This is a genomic window from Tardiphaga sp. P4_G1 (assembly GCF_056401215.1).
On sequence record NZ_JBFUJU010000003.1, the window covers coordinates 1 to 19,211 of the forward strand.

A 19,211-nucleotide genomic window follows, 5' to 3' on the forward strand; every position below is an offset into this window, starting at 1 on the left:
CAGACGTTTTTCTGCGATCCCTACGCCCCTTGGCAGAAAGGTGGCGTCGAGAATACCATCGGTCGCATGCGCCGCCGGCAGACGTTTTTCTGCGATCCCTACGCCCCTTGGCAGAAAGGTGGCGTCGAGAATACCATCGGTCGCATGCGCCGCCGGATTCCGCGCAAGACAGATCTAGCTACGCTCACCTCCCAGGATCTTGCCGATGCCGTGCTGGCTTACAACAGCACACCCCGAAAGTGCCTTGACTGGCATACCCCCGCCGAGCTCTTTGCTCGACAGCTGTTGCACTTCGAGTGTGAATCCACCTCCCCGCCTTCGCGGGGACGACAATGGAGAGGTTCGCGCGAGTCCGCTAAGCCTTCCCAAGGTGCTCCGTCGCCCACGCATAAAAGCTTCCCGGCATCGGCGCGTCTTTCCCGCGCCCCTTCGGCGAGATGTGGAAGCCCAATATTTCGGGATCGCCAATCAGCCCCGCAAAGTCCGATGGTTCGAAGAACAGCTTCGGCTCGGCATGAACCGCATAATACGACTTCCGCGGCAGCGCGTGATGCTGCGCGCCATGGCGCTTCGCCAGCGCCGTCAGCGATGCCGGGCCGAAGATCGCGACGCGGACGTCGCTCGCGCGCTTCGACCTGTCGCGCAGCTTGCGCCACGTAAAAGCCAGCCGGTGACGCAGTGACATCCAGTCGGGCGTCAATTCGTCCTGCTTGATCAGCGCCTCGAACGCCGCGACGATCGGATCGTCAGGCGGCAGATACAGCACCGAATTGCCGAGCTGACGTCGCTTCTCCCAGGCGAAATAAGGTTTTGCCGGATCGATCTCGATCGACTTCAGCAGCAACACATCCGCGTCGAGCCAGAGGCCGAGACCTTCGGCCATCAGCCGGATGCGAAAGAAATCGCTGAACTGCAGTGGGGTCCAGCCAACCCACGCGCCATCGGGAGCTGATGGGCGCAGCCGCTCGGCGAAAGCCCGCGGCAGCACGGCTTCCGCATCGGCATTGCTCACGCCATCAGGCAGATCGGTGATCGGTGCAAAACTGTAGAGCGTGACGCGGTGGCCGGCCTCGACCTGCGATCTCAGGCACAGCCTGCGCAGCGCATCGAGCGGGCCCTCCCAAAAGGTGACGACGTCAGGAATCACGCGTCACCTTCCGAAGTGAGATCAGGCCCAGGCGCGCGCGGTCTTGAGCTTCTCTTCGTAGCTGTCGATGGAGGCCTTCTTCTCCATCGTCAAGCCGATATCGTCGAGACCGTTGAGCAGGCAGTGCTTGCGGAACGGATCGATTTCGAATTTCACCGTGCCGCCGTCGGGGCCTCGAATTTCCTGGTTCGGCAGATCGATGGTGATCGTCGCATTGGCGCCGCGCTCGGCATCGTCGAACAGCGCGTCGAGATCCTTCTGCGAGACGCGGATCGGCAGCACACCGTTCTTGAAGCAGTTGTTGTAGAAAATGTCGCCGAACGAGGTCGAGATCACGCAGCGGATGCCGAAATCCAGCAGCGCCCACGGCGCGTGTTCGCGCGACGAACCGCAGCCGAAATTATCGCCGGCCACCATGATTTTGGCATTGCGGTAGGCCGGCTTGTTGAGCACGAAATCCGGGTTCTCGCTGCCGTCATCGAGGTAGCGCGCTTCCGAGAACAAACCCTTGCCGAGACCGGTACGCTTGATGGTCTTCAGATACTGCTTCGGGATGATCATGTCGGTATCGACATTGATGATCTTCAGCGGCGCCGCGACGCCTTCCAGCGTGGTGAACTTGTCCATGAACATATCCTCGGATTGAGCGGGCGTTTTAGCCCGATCGGGCGGCCCGTCCAAGGGTGATTTATGCAGGGCTAATCGGCGACGCCAGCCTCGATCGCCTCCATATCGGCATCCGACAGGCCGAAATGGTGGCCGATCTCGTGGATCAGCACGTGGCGGACGATATGGCCGAGGGTTTCGTCGTGTTCGGCCCAGTAATCCAGGATCGGCCGGCGATACAGCCAGATCATGTTGGGCAACTGCCCGGTATTGTCCTGGCTCTGGAATGGCAGGCCGACACCCTGGAACAGGCCCAGCAGATCGAATTCGGTCTCGGCCTGCATCTCCTCCAGCACCTCATCGGTCGGGAAATCGTCGACCCGGATGATCACGCCCGCGCAGAGCCTGCGGAAATCCTCCGGCAGGAGGGCCAGCATGGCATGGGTCATGTCCTCCATTTCCGCGAGATCGGGAGCTTTTGCCTGGTGCCACATGTTTCCCTGTCTAGCCAATTCCCGTGACATGGCAATGCGCCGGTGCAGTGCGTTCACCAGCGGTTGACGGACGGGCGTCAATCAGAGACTTTGCGGCGTTGTTTGAAGCATGATCCCTCGACAAACGAACCCGTTTGTCGGCGAAAACCGGCATTTACTTTTCGGGATCATGCCCATGGCGGTTTGGGGCGTTAAAATGCGGATCATGATGGCGGCACTGGGATTGGCGGTTGCGCTCGGCGCGTTGCCGATGGTTGGCGTCGCACAGGCACAGACGGCCACGCAGGTCGCCCAATCCGACGACAGCGTTCAACCTCGCCGTGCCCGTCCGCGCGTTCGCATCTATCGCACACCGGACGAACGCGGTGTCTATCCCAGCTACAATCCCGGCCCGAATGCCGTGCGCGATTGCACCGCCAATCTGGTGCAGGAATATCGCCCGAGCGGCACCGTGATCGTGCCGCGCATGAACTGCTACTGGCGCCGCGGCTGAGCCGACACTTCATACTTTAATTTTCAATGACGTCGGGCCGAAACTTTGCAACTGCGGAGATGGCGGTCGCATGCGCTGACTTTCGTTCCAGCGATGCGTCACAAAACCCTGCGACATATCGCACCGAGCATATTCACATCGCGTTCACCTCCTGCGCCCTAGCGTCATGCACATGGGCGATGATCCATTCGTGAAGCTGCATCTCGACATGAACGCAGCAGACTCAGGAGAGAACACGTGAACGTGAAGAAATTTTTTGGCCTAGCCGCCATCGCAGGATTGCTGTTCGTCGCAGCGCCGACGCAGCAGGCAAATGCAGTCTCGCTGAACAGCCCGGGCATCGTATCGTCCGTGCAAGGCGGTGAGAAGCTGACGACTGAGGTGCAGTATCGTCATCACCACAATCGCGGCTATCGCGGGCATCACGGCATGCGGCGTCACCACGGTTGGCATCGTCCGCATCACATCCGCCGCCATCACGGCTGGCACCGGCCGCATCACGTGCGTCGTCACGGCTGGCGCTACTGAGACTCCCTCTAAAGTCCAAACAGGCGTGCGCAAGCGCGCCTGTTTTCTTTGACGAGATGTTGACCGCGTCGGTCTGTCGCGGGAAATCGTTGCAGCTATATGCGTTATGGGGTGAAGGCGACGAAAGACGATCGATGGAAAGCGATCGAGGCAAGGAAAAATCATGAAGAACTGGGTAGGCGCAGCCATGCTGGCTGCAACACTTTCACTCGGTGGCGCATTGACCAGCGCGCCCGCAATGGCTGACGCACAGACGCCTCAAAAGGCTGCGGCAGACAACAAGGCCAAGGCGACGGACTTCAGCGCGCAGCGGCGCCATCGTCACTTTCACCACCGCCATCATCACTTCGGCCACCGGCACTACGGATATCGCGGCTATTACGGCCCGCGCTATGGCTACGGATACGGCTATCGCCCGTACCGCTCCTATTACGGCCCGGCCTATTACGGACGCCCCTATGCCTATCGCCCTGCTTACTACGGCGGATACGGCTACCGGCCCTACGGCTATTACGGCGGCTATCGTCCCTACGGCGCCTATGGTTACGGCCCGGGCGTCGGCTTCGGCGGAGGCCCTCTCAGCGTCGGCTTCAGCTTCGGCCGCTGGTAATTTCCGACATTATTAAACGACGTCGACAGGCGCCCTTTGCGGCGCCTGTCTTTTTGTGCGCGCCGCGCGGCTTCCGCCTGCGTCATTCATGACGCGTTCAGATCGACATCCTTAATTTTCGGTCAAGGCGCGACAATTCACGTGACACGACCATGCGCAAACGCACCGTTCGCGCAAGCGAGGACCTGCACTGTTAGGTTTGCGCGATCGATGTCCCATGCGCCGATCGAGGGAGGATGTTTCCGATGAGAGATGTTCAGAATCGACAACCTGTCCTGAATGCCGATCGAGGTTTTGCGATCAGACAATTCATGACGCGCTCACTCGGCGTGGCTGCCGCCGCAGCGATGATGATATCGCTGACGCCATCGGCACGGGCAGTCTCGCTGATCAATCCCGGCGCGGCACCCGCAGCCAAGCAGGCGAGCGACGCGCTGCTCACGCAGGTCCAGCATCGCGGTGGACGCGGCGGCGGTGGCGGTGGCGGTTTCCGCGGCGGTGGCGGCGGTCACGCCTTTCATGGCGGAGGCGGCGGCGGATTTCGTGGCGGCGGCATGCCGGCGTTTCGGGGTGGAGGTGGCGGTGGCGGTGGAGGCTTCCGAGCCGCAGCGCCGGCATTCCGTGGCGGAGGCGGTTTCCGTCCGGGCCCGGCCTTTGTCGGCGGCGGTTTCCGGCGTGGCCCCGCGTTCCATGGCGGTGGCTATCGATACGCGGCGCCATTGATCGCCCGGCGCCCTTATTATGCGCCGACACGCTACTACGGCGCGCGCCATTACGGCTATCGCCGCCATTTCCGGCCGCACTATTACGCCTATGCGCCGAGCTACTATTACGGGCCACGCTACTACCAGCCGCGTCGTTTCTGCCGGATCGTCTGGACCTATTACGGCCCACGCAAGATCTGCCGCTATCGCCCCTGGCATCACCGCCACTGGCACCACCGGCGGCATTACCATCGCTTCAATATTTATTGGTGAGATGGATCGGGTTGACTGAAGCGACTCTCCACACACTCCATCATGGCCGGGCATAGCGCGAAGCGCGGCTTCGCTGGATGTCCCGGCCATCCACGTCTTTGCTTGTTGCCAAGACGTGGATCCGCTGGTCAAGGCCGCGGATGACGACGGAGTGTAGTGCACGCGCCGGAGCTCACTGCCCGAGCTGAAACGCCTCGAACCGCCCGAGCTCTTCCTCGATGCGGCGCTTCCATTCCTTGCGCGGCGTTTTCGACTTCGCACCATCACCGACCCAGCTCCATTGCTGCATCAGCAATTTGCGCTTCTGCCGATCGGTCTTGAGATCAACCGCTGCAACGATCTGATCATCCACCAGCACCGGCAGTGCGAAGTAGCCGAGCTGGCGTTTTTCCTTCGGCACATAGGCCTCGAAGCGATGGTCATGCCCGAAGAACAGATTCGTGCGCTTGCGCTGGATCACGAGAGGATCGAACGGTGACAGCACATGGACCAGCCCGGCCTCGCCCGTGCTAGGGTCCTCGATCGCCGCGGGCGTCGTCCAGTGTTCCTGCTTGCCGGCGCCATCAAGCGCGACGGCCACCAACTCACCCTTGCGTACCCGCGCTTCAATCAGCTTGCGTATGCCGGCCTTGCTCGGTGCATCCAGGTGGCAGATCGAGTCCAGACTGACGATGCCCTGCGACCGCAGCGCGCGGTTCAGCAGATAGGCGAATTTCTCCGTGGCGCTCGCCGCTTTCGGCAGCGTCTCCCAACCGAAATGCCGCAGCAGAAGATCATAGGTCTTCAGCATGCCCTGCCGTTCGGAGATCGTGAGATGCCCCTCATAAAACGCGAGCTGCAGCGCCCGCTTTGACGGCTTGCGGCTGGCCCATTCATGATCCTTCTCGCGCAGCACATCGTCATCGATATCGCGGATCGACAACGGGCCGGCCCTGGCCAGCCGCATGACCTTGCGCTTGTCCGCCGGCGTCACCGAAGCGAACCAGCCATGGCCCTCACGGCGATAATATTTCATGTCCGGCACGAAGAAACCGATGTCATCGGTCGGCACGTAAGCGAGCGCGTGGGTCCAGTATTCGAACACGCTCTTGTCGTGCGTCTGCGCTTGCCTGAGATCGGCGCGTTTGTAGTTCGGGATCCGTGAGAACAGGATGTGATGGTGACTGCGCTCGATCACATTGATGGTGTCGATCTGCACATAGCCGAGATGCTGGACCGCGGCCTTCACGGCCTCCGCGCCATCACCGAACGGCGCCCGCGTATCGAGCCGCTGCGCGCGCAACCAGATGCGGCGGGCCGTCGTGTTGGTCAGTGCGATCGGTTTGACGGGTGCGCGAGGCATGCGTGACAAATTGCGAAGCTCATAGAAAGACGACCTGCATCAGCAGGCCGTCGATCTTACCGAGGATGCGTCGCCCCGTGCAGCTAAATTAATACCACTCGCGGATATCGACGAAGTGCCCCGCGATCGCAGCCGCAGCCGCCATCGCCGGCGACACCAGATGGGTGCGGCCCTTATGGCCCTGACGACCCTCGAAGTTGCGGTTCGAGGTGGCAGCGCAGCGTTCTTCCGGCGCCAGCTTGTCGGGGTTCATCGCCAGGCACATGGAGCAACCCGGCTCGCGCCATTCGAAGCCGGCCTTCAGGAAGATCTTGTCGAGACCTTCGGCTTCCGCCTGTTCCTTCACCAGACCCGAGCCCGGCACGATCATCGCCGAGACATGACCATTGACGGTCTTGCCGTCGACGACCTTGGCCGCGGCGCGCAAGTCCTCGATGCGGCCATTGGTGCAGGAGCCGATGAACACACGATCCAGCTTGATGTCGGTGATCTTGGTGCCCGCGGTCAAACCCATATAGGCCAGCGCGCGCTCCTTGGAGAGGCGCTTGGCTTCATCGGCGATGTCAGCGGGATTCGGCACCTTGCCGGTGATCGAGATGACGTCCTCGGGCGACGTGCCCCAGGTGACGATCGGCGGCAGCTTCGCCGCATCGAGACGAATCTCGTGATCGAAATGCGCGCCTTCGTCGGAGCGCAGTGTTTCCCAGTAGCGCACGGCCTGTTCCCACATCTCGCCTTTCGGCGACATCGGGCGACCTTTCAGGAATTCATAGGCCTTCTCGTCGGGCGCGATCAGGCCGGCACGGGCGCCGCCTTCGATCGACATGTTGCAGACCGTCATGCGGCCTTCCATCGACAGCGCACGGATCGCCTCGCCGGCATATTCCAGCACATAGCCGGTGCCGCCGGCGGTGCCTATCTCGCCGATGATGGCCAGGATGATGTCCTTGCCGGTGACGCCGTCGGGCAATTTGCCGTCGACGGTAGCGCGCATGTTCTTCGCCTTCTTCTGGATCAGCGTCTGCGTCGCCAGCACGTGCTCGACTTCCGACGTGCCAATGCCATGCGCCAGCGCGCCGAATGCGCCGTGCGTCGAGGTGTGGCTGTCACCGCAAACGATCGTCGTGCCCGGCAGCGTAAAACCCTGCTCGGGACCGATGACGTGGACGATGCCCTGGCGCTTGTCGAACTCGTTGTAATATTCGATGCCGAATTCGCGCACGTTCTCGGCCAGCGTTGCGATTTGCTCGGTGCTTTCCGGATCGGGATTGGGCTGTGTGCGATCGGTGGTCGGCACGTTGTGATCGACGACGGCGAGCGTCTTCTCCGGCGCATGCACACGGCGGCCGGCGGCGCGCAGGCCTTCGAACGCCTGCGGGCTCGTCACTTCGTGCACCAGATGGCGATCGATATAGAGCAGGCAGGTGCCGTCAGCGGCTTCCTCGACCAGATGGTCGTTCCAGATCTTGTCGTACAGGGTGGTCGGCTTTGCAGAGTCAGTCATGAGATCAGGCCTCAAAAGAAAACGTGGGCCAGTTGCGTGCTGCTAAATGATCTGCCGCATCGGCGGCGCAAAGCGCACAACTGAGAAACGGGAAAAGAAACGCGTGAGATTGCTCACGCGCTTCTAAGCGCGCCCACGATCGACGTGGTGAAGCGACCGAAGAAGCGACCGGGCAGCCGACTATGATCGTCGATGACGATGCGCAAAGAGTGCTGGTGCAGGTCTAGAAACATTCCAGTCATATAGCACTCAGCGATCACGACGCCAATGCGACGGAGGTATGCAGTCTTCACGTAACAAAAAAGCGCGGCTTGCGCCGCGCTTTTCGCCTCGCACATTCGATGGTGCGGAAAATTACTTGGCAGCAGCCGCAGCAGCGACCTTGGCCGGACGCTCGGTCTTCTTCTCGACGATGCGGGCCGACTTGCCGCGCAGATCGCGCAGGTAATACAGCTTGGCGCGACGCACCTTGCCGCGACGCACAACCTTGATCGAGTCGATCATCGGGGAGAGCAGCGGGAACACGCGCTCGACACCTTCGCCGTAGGAGATCTTGCGAACGGTGAAGCTCTCATTGATGCCACCGCCGTTACGGCCGATGCAGACGCCTTCATAGGCCTGCACGCGGGAGCGCTCGCCTTCGACAACCTTCACGTTGACGATGAGGGTGTCGCCGGGACCGAATTCCGGGATCGACTTGGTGGCGGAAAGGCGGTCGAACTGCTCTTTTTCAAGCGTCTGAATCAGGTTCATCGAAAATCTCCATCGGCGGCGCGCCCAGACGTTGCGCGGGCTGCGCTCGAAACTCTTACCCTGCCATTGCACGGATTTGGCGCTGCTATACGGGAAAGCGAAGCCGTTGTCACCCGTCTCTGTCACTCGCCCGTCGTGATTTTTGGCGGTTTTCGCTTTTTGCCTGATTCTGGCGCTTTCGGACGGGCCGCCCACAAATCGGGCCGCCGCGCCGCGGTCAGCGCCTCCGCCTCGGCCAGCCGCCATTTGGCAACCCTGGCGTGGTCGCCCGAAATCAGGACATCCGGGATGGGGCTGCCCTCGAAAACCTGCGGGCGGGTATATTGCGGGTATTCCAGTAGCCCATCGGAGAAACTCTCGTCGGTCCCCGAAGCCAGTTTGCCCATGACCCCCGGCAAAAGCCGCACACAGGCATCAATCAGCGTCATGGCGGCGATTTCGCCGCCGGACAGCACGTAGTCGCCGATCGAGACTTCCTCGAGCGCCCGGGCGTCGATGACCCGCTGGTCGATGCCCTCGAAGCGGCCGCAGACGATCAGCGGCCCCGGCCCGGCCGCCAGCTCCGCCACCCGCGCCTGGGTCAATGGCCGACCGCGCGGGCTCATCACCAGCCTGGGGCGATCCTGCGCATCCGCCGCATCAATCGCCGCCCCCAGCACGTCAGCCCGCAGCACCATGCCCGGTCCGCCGCCGGCAGGCGTGTCATCGACGCTGCGATGCTTGTCGGTGGCCGAGGCGCGGATGTCCCGTGCCTCCAGCGCCCACAGGCCGGAAGCCAGCGCCTTGCCGGCAAGGCTGATGCCGAGCGGGCCCGGAAACATCTCGGGAAACAGCGTCAGCACCGTCGCGCGCCATGGCGCGGATGAAGGATCGGAAGTCATGGCCTTCCATCGCGCGTCCGGCGCGAGGCGTCAAACCCCGGTGATAGCCGCGTCAGGCCGCCGACATCTGCTCGCTGGTGTCACCGGCATCGAAGGCGGCGCGAGCGGCCTTGATCTCCGCAAAGCTGCGCTCAGCCCAGTCGATCAGGCCGGCCAGCGGCCCGAGGGCCGATTGTCCCAGCGGCGACAGCCGATATTCGACCGAAAGCAGAGCGACAAAACAGTCCCATACGTTCGTCTGCCGGAAGCCGAATTCAAGGCCATCATGCTCAATGCGGGCCTTCCGGAAGAACTCGCGGATCTGATCGCGACGTCAAACACGACGGCAGCCGACGGCGCGCTGTTCGATGACAGCCATACGCTGAGTAAGCTGATCGGGCGGAAGACGACGCCGTTCGCAACAACGATAGCGGAGGCGTTGAAAGCGTAAACCTTACGCCGCGGTGGGATCGTCGCCGATGATCTCACCGGGCAATTCGATCACGACCTTGCCGGCCTTGATATCGACCGTTGGCACCACCGCATTGGTGAACGGCAACAGCAGGGTCGCGCCCTCTAGCGGCGCGATCTCGATGATATCGCCGGCGCCGAAATTATGGATACCGACGACACGGCCGATCGCATCGCCCGCGGCATTGACCGCAGCGAGGCCGATCAGGTCGGCGTGGTAATATTCATCGTCTTCGGTGTCGGGCAGCGCGTCGCGCGCCACATAGAGCTCGACGCCATTGAGACGCTCGGCGTCTTCGCGGGTGGCGACGCCTTTCAGCGTCGCGACCAGATGACCCTTGGCCTCGCGCACATCATCGACCTCGAAACTCCGCTTGCCGTCCTTGGTGGCAAGCGGACCGTAGTCGCACACGGCGAATGGATCTTCGGTGAAGGTCCACAGCCGGACCTGACCGCGCACACCATGCGGCGCGCCGATGCGCGCGACGCAGATTTGCGCGGAGGTCATTCCGCCTTACTTCTTGGCGGCGGCTTCAGCGTTGGCCTTGCGCTCCTTGCGCGGCACGGCCTTCTCGGGATTGTTGCGGGCTTCGCGCTTCTGAACGCCAGCGGCATCGAGGAAACGAGCAACGCGATCCGACGGCTGTGCGCCCTTGGCGATCCAGGCCTTGGTCTTGTCGAGGTCGAGCTTCAAGCGCAGCTCGTTGTCCTTGGCGAGCAGCGGATTGAAGTAACCGAGACGCTCGATGAAGCGGCCATCGCGGGGAAAACGCGAGTCGGCGACGACGACGTGATAGACGGGGCGCTTCTTGGTGCCTGCACGAGCGAGGCGGATAACGACGGACATGGGATTCTCCTAAGTGTGTTCGATTTGAATGTGAGTTGAATGGGTCGCGTTATTTCTTTTTCCCGAGACCGGGAAAGCCGCCGAGTCCCGGCAGCGTCGGTTTGCCCAGGCCCGACAGGCCCGGGAAATCTTTCGGCAATGACGGCATACCCTGCGGCATCCCGCCCGGCATCTTCTCGGCCATCGCCTTCATCTGTTCGGGCGACGGCATGCCGCCGCCACCGAAGCCCATGGCCTGCGCGATGCCGGCCATCGGGCCGCGCTTGCCGGAGCCCATGGCCTTCATCATGTCGGCCATGTTCCGGTGCATCTTCAGCACCTTGTTGACTTCCTCGACCTTGAGGCCGGCGCCGGCAGCGATACGCTTCTTGCGGCTGGCCTTGAGGATGTCGGGATTCTTGCGCTCCTGACGCGTCATTGAATCAATAACCGCGATCTGGCGCTTCACCACGCGGTCATCGAGACCGGCAGAGGCGATCTGGTTCTTCATCTTGGCAATGCCGGGCATCATGCCCATCAGGCCGGAGAGACCGCCCATATTGGTCATCTGGATCAGCTGCTCACGCATGTCGGTCAGATCGAACTGACCCTTGCGCATGCGCTCGGCGGTGCGCGCAGCTTTTTCCGCATCGATATTCGCAGCAGCGCGCTCGACCAGCGACACCACGTCGCCCATGCCGAGAATGCGGCCGGCGATGCGGCTCGGATGGAAGTCTTCCAGCGCATCGGTCTTTTCACCGGTGCCGATCAGTTTGATCGGCTTGCCGGTGACCGCACGCATCGAGAGTGCAGCACCGCCGCGGCCATCGCCGTCCACACGGGTCAGCGCGATACCGGTGAGGCCGACGCGTTCGTTGAAGGAGCGTGCAAGATTGACGGCGTCCTGACCGGTCAGCGCGTCCGCGATCAGCAGCACTTCGTGCGGGTTAGCAATCGCTTTGATCTCGATCGCTTCCGACATCATCTCTTCGTCGAGCGTGGTGCGGCCGGCAGTGTCGAGCAGCACGACGTCGTAACCGCCAAGCTTGGCGGCCGACAGCGCGCGCTTGGCGATCTCAGCGGGCTTCTGGCCTTCGACGATCGGCAACGTCTGAATGTCGAGATCGCGGCCGAGCACCGCGAGCTGTTCCATGGCGGCCGGACGATAGACGTCGAGCGAGGCCATCAGCACCTTGCGCTTGTCGCGCTGGGTGAGACGGCGGGCGAGCTTTGCAGTGGTGGTGGTTTTACCGGAACCCTGCAGACCGACCATCATGATGGCGACGGGTGGCACGGCTTGCAGATCGATGCCGCCTTCACCGTCGGCGCCGAGCGTGGCGACCAGCTCGTCATGGACGATCTTGACGACCATCTGGCCGGGGGTGACCGACTTGACGACGGTGGCGCCGATGGCCTGTTCACGGACACGATCGATGAAGCTGCGGACCACGTCGAGCGAGACGTCGGCCTCGAGCAGCGCCCGGCGGACTTCGCGCATGGCGGCATCGACATCAGCCTCCGACAGCGCACCGCGCCCGGTGAGCCGATCGAGAATTCCGCCAAGCCGTTCCGACAGACTGTCGAACATCGATTGTCGCTTCCGCTCGTGCCATCCCCATGATGGCAAATAACCAAACACTTTTGCGCCCGAGGGCGCATCGCGCTGTCGGGCGTTGACCTCCGGTCTCCAGGACCGGTCGGCGGGTCGAAAAGAGAACTTTTCGAGAAGTGGCGGGATTTACAGTGCTGGAGCCCGATAAGTCAAGGTTTGCAGGGCGATCGCCTGGTCAGGCGGCCGCGCTCCGGGTTCCGCCGGCATCATAGTGCTGCTGTGCCTCAAGCACCTGGCCCATATGGTTTTCAGCCCAGACCCGCAGCGCATCGACGGTATCCGACAGGGTTCGTCCGAGCGGAGTGATCGCATATTCGACCGTGACCGGCACGGTGGGGATCGCCTTGCGGCTCACCAGGCCATCGCGCTCCAGGCTTTTCAGGGTCTGCGACAGCATTTTCTGCGAGATTCCCTCGATCTGCCGCCGCAGCTGGTTGAAGCGAACGGGGCCGTCCGTGAGCAGGCCCAGCACCAGAACCGCCCATTTATCGGCGATCCGGTCCAGAACCAGCCGGGTTGGGCAGCTGCTCGCATAGACGTTGCCGGCTTTCCAGCGCTGGGCGGCGCTTTCGATATCGGTCTGCATGGCGGCGGTCTCCTCGGGGTAACCAGCTAACGCAAAAGTGCCTTCTTCACAGCTACTGCCGAAATGAATAGCAAGTTTCTATTGGTTACTACATGGAGATATCAAATGAAAATCGCCCTGATCGGCGCCACCGGCCGCGCCGGCTCGCAAATTGTCGCTGAACTGTCCCGCCGCGGTCATACCGTCACCGCCATCGCCCGCAACCCGGAGAAAGCCCCTGTTCTGGCCGGGGTGACGCCACTGAAGGCCGACGCCAACGATGTTGCCGGTCTCACTGCCGCCCTGAAGGGCCACGACGTCGCCGTCAGCGCGATCCATTTCCTCGTCAGCGACCCGCACAAGCTGATCGCGGCCGTGAAGGCGGCGGGCGTTCCGCGCTATCTGGTGGTCGGCGGCGCCGGCAGCCTCGAAGTCGCTCCCGGCCTGAAGCTGATCGAGACCCCGGGATTTCCGGCGGAATACCGGGCCGAGGCCGCGGTGGGCGGCCTGTTCCTCGACATCCTGCGCCACGACAAGGAGCTCAACTGGACCTTCCTGTCGCCCTCGGCCCTGTTCATCCCGGGCGAGCGCACCGGGACATTCCGGCTTGGCGGCGATCAACTGCTCGCCAACGACAAGGGCAGCAGCATTTCCTTTGAGGATTATGCCATCGCCATGGCCGACGAGATCGAGACGCCTGCGCATGCGCGCAAGCGGTTCACCGTCGGCTACTGAGCGAACAAAGGATCGGCGCGGGTTGCGGAATCCACTGACAAATTCCATGTGATGCGGGCTGCGCCTCGTTGGGCGCAGCTCGTCGTCCCACCGGATTTGATCCAGCTCCATGATTCTCACCCGCCGCCGCCTTCTGACGTCGCTGGGCGGTCTCGCCGCAGCCGCTGGGCTGTCGGCCTTCTGGGCTTCCCGCATGACCAATTATGACGGCCCCGTCTCCGATCACTTCGACGGCAAGATCTTCTTCGATCCCGACGGCGTGCCGCCCAAGTCACTCGGCGAAGTGCTGCGGTGGCAATTCGGCGGCGGCCGTACGCGCGAGGTCTGGCCTGACTGGGTCGAGAACGAGTTTGCCGATACGCCGCCGGCCAAGGTCGAGGGTACGGGCGTTCGCTTTAGTTACGTGGGTCACGCGAGCTGGCTGATCCAGACCGCGGGAATCAACATCCTGTTCGACCCGGTGTGGTCTGACCGTGTCTCGCCATTCTCGTTCGCCGGCCCGAAGCGCCACACCGCACCCGGCATCGCGTTCGACAAGCTCCCCAAGATCGATGTCGTGCTGGTGTCGCACGGTCACTACGACCATCTCGATCTTCCGACCCTGTCGAAGCTATCAGCGAAATTTGCGCCGCGCGTGATCACGCCGCTTGGCAATGACATCACCATGAAGAGCGCCGACAGCACGATCAAGGCCGAGGCCTATGACTGGACAGATCGCGTCGAGCTCGGCAACGGCCTCGCCGTTACGCTGGTGCCGACGCGGCACTGGACGGCGCGCGGCCTGTTCGACCGCAACAAGTCGCTGTGGGCGAGCTTCGTGCTGGAGACGCCGGCGGGCAAGATCTACATCATCGGCGACAGCGGCTATGGCGACGGCCTGCACTTCCGCCGCGTGCGCGAAGCCCATGGTGCTATCAGACTCGCTATCCTGCCGATCGGTGCCTATGAGCCACGCTGGTTCATGAAGGACCAGCACATGAATCCGGAAGACGCCGTGAAGGCCCTTAGCGATTGCGGAGCGCAGCAGGCGCTGGCCAGCCATCACAGCACATTCCAGCTCACCGATGAGGCGATTGACGGACCGGTGAAAGGATTGGCTGCCGCATGCAGCGCGGCGGAATTACCCAGTGAGAAGTTTATGGCGCTTAAGCCGGGACAGGTGGTGGAGATTTAAGGAGAGCACGAACTCTCAGTCGTCATGCCCGACCAACGCGAAGCGAGCTTCGCTAGATGTGCCGGGCATCCAGGTCTTTAGCGAAGACTGAAGACTAAGGCATGGATGGCCGGGACATCTGGCGAAGCCGCGCTTCGCGCTTTGCCCGGCCATGACCGAGTTTGTAGTTACTGCGCCGGCTTGATTTCCCAGCTCACGCTGACATTCACGCGCAGCACTTCCTCGCCTTGCGCCACCGGAGCCGATGCCACATCGGCGCCCATCTTGCGCAACATCATTGGCGCTGGCGCGCTGCCGGAGTCCTCGGAAATGCTGATCGGCGCGCCGAGCTTGACGCCGGCAGCCTTGGCGTAAATTTCCGCCTTGCGCCGCGCATCCGCGATCGCGTCGCTGCGCGCATCGTCGAGCAATTGCGACGCCTTGGTCACCATGAAATTGATGCCGCCGACCTCATTGGCACCCGACGACACCAGCGCGTCGATCGTGCCGGCCACCTTGGTCACGTCGCGCACCCGGATGGTGACGCGGTTGCTGGCGCGATAGCCCGAGATGACATTGGGGCCAGGATTGGGATTGGGACGGGTCTGCTGCGCATACTGCGGAAACAGCGACAGCCGCGATGTCTGCATGTCCTTCTCGGCAATGCCGGCGCTCTTCAGGGCCGCAAGCACCTTGGCCATCGCGGCATTGTTGGCCTCTGCCGCCTCGCGTGCCGTCTTGGCATCAGTCGTGACACCGCCATCGACGACAGCGAGATCTGGCGGCACCGACACGGTGCCTTCGCCGGAGACGGAAATCACCGGCGGGGGATTGACCTGCGCGAGCGCAGGAGTGGCGATGAGCGCAATGCCGACAACGGCCAGAGTCAGATGATTTTTCATGCCCGATCTCTCGCGACCGTCCAAGGCTTTCTTGTGACCAGAGATTCGTTATCGCCGGCCGTCGCTTCTACTACTTCAGCGGCACATAGACATTAATGACCAGCTTGTCTTCCGCCGTCTTCAAGGGATCGGTCATGTATTCCTCGATGAAGGTGTCTTTCGCCTCTAGCTTCTTGTCATCGAGGTGATTGGTGATCGCCTCATAGGTGTTGTCCATATTGTCGTAGGAGCCGCGATGGACGAACTTCAGCGCCTTGCCATCCGGCGACAGGCCCATCTTCATCGCCTTCGGCAGATTTTTCACCTCCTGATCGACCGGGATTTCCGCGAGGAAGGTGAAGCCGGTGTCGTCGGTGGTCGTATAGACGATCATCGGATTGCCGGATGATTTGACGCTCTGTTTGTCGAGCACGGTGGTGATCTGCTTGAACGCATCCATCAGCGTATCGAAGGCTGAGTCCCAATTCGCCTTGCCGACGAACGTCACCATCTGCTTCGGCGACAGCGTGATTTCCTCGCCGAACGGATCGGCAACCTGGACCTGAGGCGCGGGTGGCGTTGCAGGGGCCTGCGCCGCGGCGGGCGGCGTTGCCGGCGCGGCGGGGGCCGGCGTCTCCGGTGTGGCGGGAGCGGGTGTGGCGGGAGCCGTTGCCGCCGGAGCTGGTGTCGCCGGCGCGGGCGGGGTGGCCGGGGAGCTTGCCGCTGGCGGCGTGGCAGGCGGAGATTGCGCCCAAGCCGCGGCGTTCAGCGTCAGCGCGGCTGCCGGGATCAGCGCCGCAGTGGCGAGGCGGGACAGGCGAGAACGGGTCATTCGAAGGGTCTCCAGTGACATCCTGCAGCGCAGCGTCCGGCAACATGCGCGATACGGCATCATGGTAACACGCAGCCGCAGCTTTCGTCCCCTCCCCAAATTGCGCAGGGCCATTCAAAACAACCGACACAGAATCGCCGCACTGGCCAATCTGCCCGGCCTCGCCATATAAGGCAGGGATAACGGGACACGACATGAGCGCACTGGCCAACCATTCCTTCGCCAAGATGAACGGCATCGGCAACGAGATCGTCGTGATCGACCTGCGCGATACGACATCCGGTATCACGCCTGCCGACGCCCGCGCTGTGGCCACCCCCGAAGGCGTGCCCTATGACCAGTTGATGGTGCTGCAGAAGCCCCGGCTGGCCGGCACCGACGCCTTCGTCTCGATCTACAACAATGACGGCTCCGAAGCCGGCGCCTGCGGCAACGGCATGCGCTGCGTGGCGCGGCAGACGTTTGCCGGCGGCGACAAGACGGCACTCACATTCGAGACCAAGGCCGGCCTGATCAATTGCTGGCAAGGCCCCGCGCCTGACCTTTACACGGTGGACATGGGCACGCCTAAGTTCGGCTGGCAGGACATTCCGCTGGCGGAGGAGTTTCGTGACACCCGCGGCATTGAGCTGCAGATCGGCCCGATCGACGCGCCCATCCTGCACACCCCATCAGTCGTCTCGATGGGCAACCCGCATGCGATCTTCTGGGTCGACGACATCCAGGCCTATGATCTCGAAAAGTTCGGCCCGCTCTTAGAAAACCACCCGATTTTCCCGGACCGCGCCAATATCACGCTGGCCCATATCGTCGATCGCGATCACATCGTGATGCGCACCTGGGAGCGCGGCGCCGGACTCACCAAGGCTTGTGGCTCCGCGGCTTGCGCAACCGCTGTTGCCGCCGCTCGCCTGCGCCGGACCAATCGCACTGTGCATATGACACTGCCTGGCGGTGAACTCACCATCGAATGGCGCGAGAGCGACGACCACGTGCTGATGACGGGGCCGGCCGCGTTTGAATATGAAGGCACGTTCGATCCGAAGCTGTTCGCTTCGGTCGCGTAAGCCCTATTCCCCGTTCCAGCCGCACTCCTTCAGCCGCTCATGCAGATGCGGCGGGGCCGGTGCGACTACACGAATCGGGTCCTTGTTGCGCGAAATCGGAATCACGATCTCGCGGGCATGCAGATGCAGTGTCGGCTCGCCGAAGCGTGGCCCGTTGCCGTAGATATTGTCGCCGACAATCGGAAATCCGGATGACGCAGAGTGCACGCGGAGCTGATGCGTGCGACCCGTCACCGGCTCCAGCGCCAGCCAGCTCATGCCACCGCCACGGCCGAGCACCGTGAAGTTCGAGACGGCCTTAAGCCCCTCGGGATCCGGCTTCATCCACCAGCCCCGGTCGGCATTGAGCCGCCCGAGCGGCATGTCGATCACGCCCGAATCTTCGGCAGGCCCGCCCTCGACCACCGCCCAATAGGTTTTGCGGATACGGCTGTGCTTGAACAGGAGGCCCAGCGACGCAGTCGCCTTGCGGTGCCGGCCGAGCACCAGGCAGCCCGACGTATCCCTGTCCAGCCGATGCGCCAGAACCGGCGCACGCGGCAGGCCATAGCGCAGGAATTCGAACGAAGTTTCCAGATTGGCGCCGCCCTTGGGGCCGCGATGCACCGGCAGGCCGGCGGGCTTGTCGATTACCAGCATCAGGCCGTCACGGTGCAGCACCCGCGCCAGAATCTCGGTCTCGGTCAGCTCCACCGCATCGGTGCGGGGTTCCAGCCGGGGCTCGGCCTCCAAGCTTACGTCTTCGTCACTTTCACTGGTCATACTTTGAATCATGGCGCGAAACGGCTAACACACCCCCGACATGAGCGACACTCCCGAAACGCCAAAACTGAGCTGGTGGCGACGGCTCTCCGGCGGGTTGAAGCGCACCTCGAGCGCCCTTGGCACCGCGGTCGCCGACCTCGTGACCAAGCGCAAGCTCGACCGCGCCATGCTCGAGGACATCGAGGACGTGCTGCTGCGCGCCGATCTGGGTACCGAAGTGGCGGCGCGGATTTCCGCCGCTGTCGGCCATGGCCGCTACGACAAGGCGATCTCGGCCGACGAGGTCAAAACCGTTGTGGCCACCGAGGTCGAGAAGGTGCTCTCGGCGGTCGCCAAGCCGTTGGTGATCGATACTTCGCACAAGCCGTTCGTGATCCTCGTGGTCGGCGTCAACGGTTCCGGCAAGACCACCACCATCGGCAAACTGGCGTCCACCTTCTCCGCCGAAGGCCGCAAGGTGATGCTCGCCGCCGGCGATACGTTTCGCGCGGCAGCCATCGAGCAGCTCAAGGTCTGGGGCGAACGCAACAAGGTGCCGGTCATCGCCGGCGCGCAGGGTTCGGATTCCGCGAGCCTCGCCTTCACCGCCGTCACCGCGGCCCGCGACGACAATCGCGACGTGCTGCTGATCGACACCGCCGGTCGGCTGCAGAACAAGACCGAACTGATGGTCGAGCTTGAGAAGGTCGTGCGCGTGATCAAGAAGGTCGATGCCACAGCGCCGCATGCGGTACTGCTGGTCCTCGACGCCACAGTGGGACAAAACGCGCTGTCGCAAGTCGAGGCGTTTCATCGTACGGCTGGCGTCACCGGCCTTGTGATGACCAAGCTCGACGGCACCGCGCGCGGCGGCATCCTCGTGGCACTGTCGGAAAAGTACAAACTGCCGGTGCATTTCATCGGCGTTGGCGAAGGCATCGACGATCTCGCGCCATTCACCGCCAGGGATTTCGCGCAGGCGATTGCAGGAATTGAAAGCTGATATGACTG

At 62.8% G+C, this 19,211-nt stretch carries 23 protein-coding genes and 1 pseudogene; 10 read left to right on the top strand and 14 right to left on the bottom strand.

Features of this window, described 5'->3' with window-relative positions; genetic code table 11:
- Positions 1-78 precede the first annotated feature (78 nt).
- Positions 79-285 (top strand): annotated as a pseudogene (locus AC1DUY_RS07570) (transposase); the annotation flags it as partial.
- A gap of 70 nt (positions 286-355) precedes the next feature.
- Here AC1DUY_RS07570 and AC1DUY_RS07575 read toward each other — a convergent pair.
- The 3 genes from AC1DUY_RS07575 to AC1DUY_RS07585 all read right to left on the bottom strand — a co-directional run bounded on the left by AC1DUY_RS07575 (position 356) and on the right by AC1DUY_RS07585 (position 2,247).
- Positions 356-1,147, bottom strand: a complete 792-nt coding sequence (locus AC1DUY_RS07575; RefSeq protein WP_478113401.1) for a glycosyltransferase family 32 protein — start codon at positions 1,145-1,147, stop codon at positions 356-358.
- 21 nt (positions 1,148-1,168) lie between these two features.
- Positions 1,169-1,774: a 3-isopropylmalate dehydratase small subunit gene (leuD, locus tag AC1DUY_RS07580; protein ID WP_089266479.1), complete on the bottom strand. Its 606-nt coding sequence runs from the start codon at positions 1,772-1,774 to the stop codon at positions 1,169-1,171.
- A 71-nt stretch (positions 1,775-1,845) separates the two neighbouring features.
- On the bottom strand, positions 1,846-2,247 hold the full coding sequence (locus tag AC1DUY_RS07585; protein ID WP_478113403.1) for a metallopeptidase family protein: 402 nt from the start codon (positions 2,245-2,247) through the stop codon (positions 1,846-1,848).
- Positions 2,248-2,452: 205 nt separating this feature from the next.
- Here AC1DUY_RS07585 and AC1DUY_RS07590 point away from each other — a divergent pair, with 205 nt between their 5' ends.
- The 4 genes from AC1DUY_RS07590 to AC1DUY_RS07605 all read left to right on the top strand — a co-directional run bounded on the left by AC1DUY_RS07590 (position 2,453) and on the right by AC1DUY_RS07605 (position 4,855).
- Positions 2,453-2,740, top strand: a complete 288-nt coding sequence (locus AC1DUY_RS07590; RefSeq protein WP_439088556.1) for a hypothetical protein — start codon at positions 2,453-2,455, stop codon at positions 2,738-2,740.
- A 237-nt stretch (positions 2,741-2,977) separates the two neighbouring features.
- Positions 2,978-3,268: a hypothetical protein gene (locus AC1DUY_RS07595; protein WP_478113405.1), complete on the top strand. Its 291-nt coding sequence runs from the start codon at positions 2,978-2,980 to the stop codon at positions 3,266-3,268.
- Positions 3,269-3,431: 163 nt separating this feature from the next.
- Positions 3,432-3,878, top strand: a complete 447-nt coding sequence (locus AC1DUY_RS07600; protein ID WP_478113407.1) for a hypothetical protein — start codon at positions 3,432-3,434, stop codon at positions 3,876-3,878.
- 311 nt (positions 3,879-4,189) lie between these two features.
- A complete protein-coding gene (locus tag AC1DUY_RS07605; RefSeq protein WP_478113409.1) occupies positions 4,190-4,855 on the top strand; it encodes a hypothetical protein in 666 nt (221 codons plus the stop codon).
- Between the two features lie 172 nt (positions 4,856-5,027).
- Here AC1DUY_RS07605 and AC1DUY_RS07610 read toward each other — a convergent pair whose 3' ends face one another.
- The 4 genes from AC1DUY_RS07610 to trmD form a co-directional block, all read right to left on the bottom strand.
- Complete coding sequence (locus AC1DUY_RS07610) at positions 5,028-6,197, bottom strand: winged helix-turn-helix domain-containing protein (protein ID WP_478113411.1); 1,170 nt, start codon at positions 6,195-6,197, stop codon at positions 5,028-5,030.
- A gap of 88 nt (positions 6,198-6,285) precedes the next feature.
- Positions 6,286-7,701, bottom strand: coding sequence for a 3-isopropylmalate dehydratase large subunit (leuC, locus tag AC1DUY_RS07615; RefSeq protein ID WP_478113413.1), 1,416 nt, complete (start codon positions 7,699-7,701; stop codon positions 6,286-6,288).
- A gap of 354 nt (positions 7,702-8,055) precedes the next feature.
- Positions 8,056-8,454 (bottom strand): 50S ribosomal protein L19, encoded by a 399-nt coding sequence (gene rplS, locus AC1DUY_RS07620; RefSeq protein WP_441228331.1) that lies wholly within the window; start codon positions 8,452-8,454, stop codon positions 8,056-8,058.
- A 122-nt stretch (positions 8,455-8,576) separates the two neighbouring features.
- Positions 8,577-9,335: a tRNA (guanosine(37)-N1)-methyltransferase TrmD gene (gene trmD / locus AC1DUY_RS07625; RefSeq protein WP_478113416.1), complete on the bottom strand. Its 759-nt coding sequence runs from the start codon at positions 9,333-9,335 to the stop codon at positions 8,577-8,579.
- On the opposite strand from trmD, the gene AC1DUY_RS07630 reads away from it, so the two are divergent.
- On the top strand, positions 9,334-9,765 hold the full coding sequence (locus AC1DUY_RS07630; protein ID WP_478113418.1) for a hypothetical protein: 432 nt from the start codon (positions 9,334-9,336) through the stop codon (positions 9,763-9,765). The two genes, trmD and AC1DUY_RS07630, sit on opposite strands and share 2 nt — an antisense overlap.
- Positions 9,766-9,768: 3 nt before the next feature.
- Here AC1DUY_RS07630 and rimM read toward each other — a convergent pair whose 3' ends face one another.
- From rimM to AC1DUY_RS07650, 4 genes are all read right to left on the bottom strand, one after another.
- A complete protein-coding gene (gene rimM / locus AC1DUY_RS07635) occupies positions 9,769-10,293 on the bottom strand; it encodes a ribosome maturation factor RimM (protein ID WP_478113420.1) in 525 nt (174 codons plus the stop codon).
- A 6-nt stretch (positions 10,294-10,299) separates the two neighbouring features.
- Positions 10,300-10,632, bottom strand: coding sequence for a 30S ribosomal protein S16 (rpsP, locus tag AC1DUY_RS07640; RefSeq protein WP_089266465.1), 333 nt, complete (start codon positions 10,630-10,632; stop codon positions 10,300-10,302).
- A 49-nt stretch (positions 10,633-10,681) separates the two neighbouring features.
- Positions 10,682-12,199 (bottom strand): signal recognition particle protein, encoded by a 1,518-nt coding sequence (gene ffh, locus AC1DUY_RS07645; protein WP_478113422.1) that lies wholly within the window; start codon positions 12,197-12,199, stop codon positions 10,682-10,684.
- Between the two features lie 199 nt (positions 12,200-12,398).
- Positions 12,399-12,809, bottom strand: a complete 411-nt coding sequence (locus AC1DUY_RS07650) for a winged helix-turn-helix transcriptional regulator (protein WP_089266461.1) — start codon at positions 12,807-12,809, stop codon at positions 12,399-12,401.
- A 105-nt stretch (positions 12,810-12,914) separates the two neighbouring features.
- On the opposite strand from AC1DUY_RS07650, the gene AC1DUY_RS07655 reads away from it, so the two are divergent.
- Together AC1DUY_RS07655 and AC1DUY_RS07660 are read left to right on the top strand one after the other, a co-directional pair.
- Complete coding sequence (locus tag AC1DUY_RS07655; protein ID WP_184512636.1) at positions 12,915-13,523, top strand: NAD(P)-dependent oxidoreductase; 609 nt, start codon at positions 12,915-12,917, stop codon at positions 13,521-13,523.
- A gap of 109 nt (positions 13,524-13,632) precedes the next feature.
- Positions 13,633-14,697 (top strand): MBL fold metallo-hydrolase, encoded by a 1,065-nt coding sequence (locus AC1DUY_RS07660; RefSeq protein WP_478113425.1) that lies wholly within the window; start codon positions 13,633-13,635, stop codon positions 14,695-14,697.
- Between the two features lie 167 nt (positions 14,698-14,864).
- Here the strand turns inward: AC1DUY_RS07660 and AC1DUY_RS07665 are convergent, their stop codons facing one another.
- Both AC1DUY_RS07665 and AC1DUY_RS07670 read right to left on the bottom strand, forming a co-directional pair.
- On the bottom strand, positions 14,865-15,578 hold the full coding sequence (locus AC1DUY_RS07665) for an SIMPL domain-containing protein (RefSeq protein ID WP_478113427.1): 714 nt from the start codon (positions 15,576-15,578) through the stop codon (positions 14,865-14,867).
- A gap of 70 nt (positions 15,579-15,648) precedes the next feature.
- Positions 15,649-16,389: a GyrI-like domain-containing protein gene (locus tag AC1DUY_RS07670; RefSeq protein WP_478113429.1), complete on the bottom strand. Its 741-nt coding sequence runs from the start codon at positions 16,387-16,389 to the stop codon at positions 15,649-15,651.
- 194 nt (positions 16,390-16,583) lie between these two features.
- Here AC1DUY_RS07670 and dapF point away from each other — a divergent pair, with 194 nt between their 5' ends.
- Positions 16,584-17,456: a diaminopimelate epimerase gene (gene dapF, locus AC1DUY_RS07675; RefSeq protein WP_478113431.1), complete on the top strand. Its 873-nt coding sequence runs from the start codon at positions 16,584-16,586 to the stop codon at positions 17,454-17,456.
- 3 nt (positions 17,457-17,459) lie between these two features.
- Here the strand turns inward: dapF and AC1DUY_RS07680 are convergent, their stop codons facing one another.
- The gene (locus AC1DUY_RS07680; RefSeq protein WP_439065942.1) at positions 17,460-18,095 is read right to left on the bottom strand and encodes an RluA family pseudouridine synthase; all 636 of its coding nucleotides are present in this window, start codon (positions 18,093-18,095) and stop codon (positions 17,460-17,462) included.
- A gap of 163 nt (positions 18,096-18,258) precedes the next feature.
- On the opposite strand from AC1DUY_RS07680, the gene ftsY reads away from it, so the two are divergent.
- Positions 18,259-19,203, top strand: coding sequence for a signal recognition particle-docking protein FtsY (ftsY, locus tag AC1DUY_RS07685; RefSeq protein WP_439060311.1), 945 nt, complete (start codon positions 18,259-18,261; stop codon positions 19,201-19,203).
- The last annotated feature ends 8 nt before the right edge of the window (positions 19,204-19,211 follow it).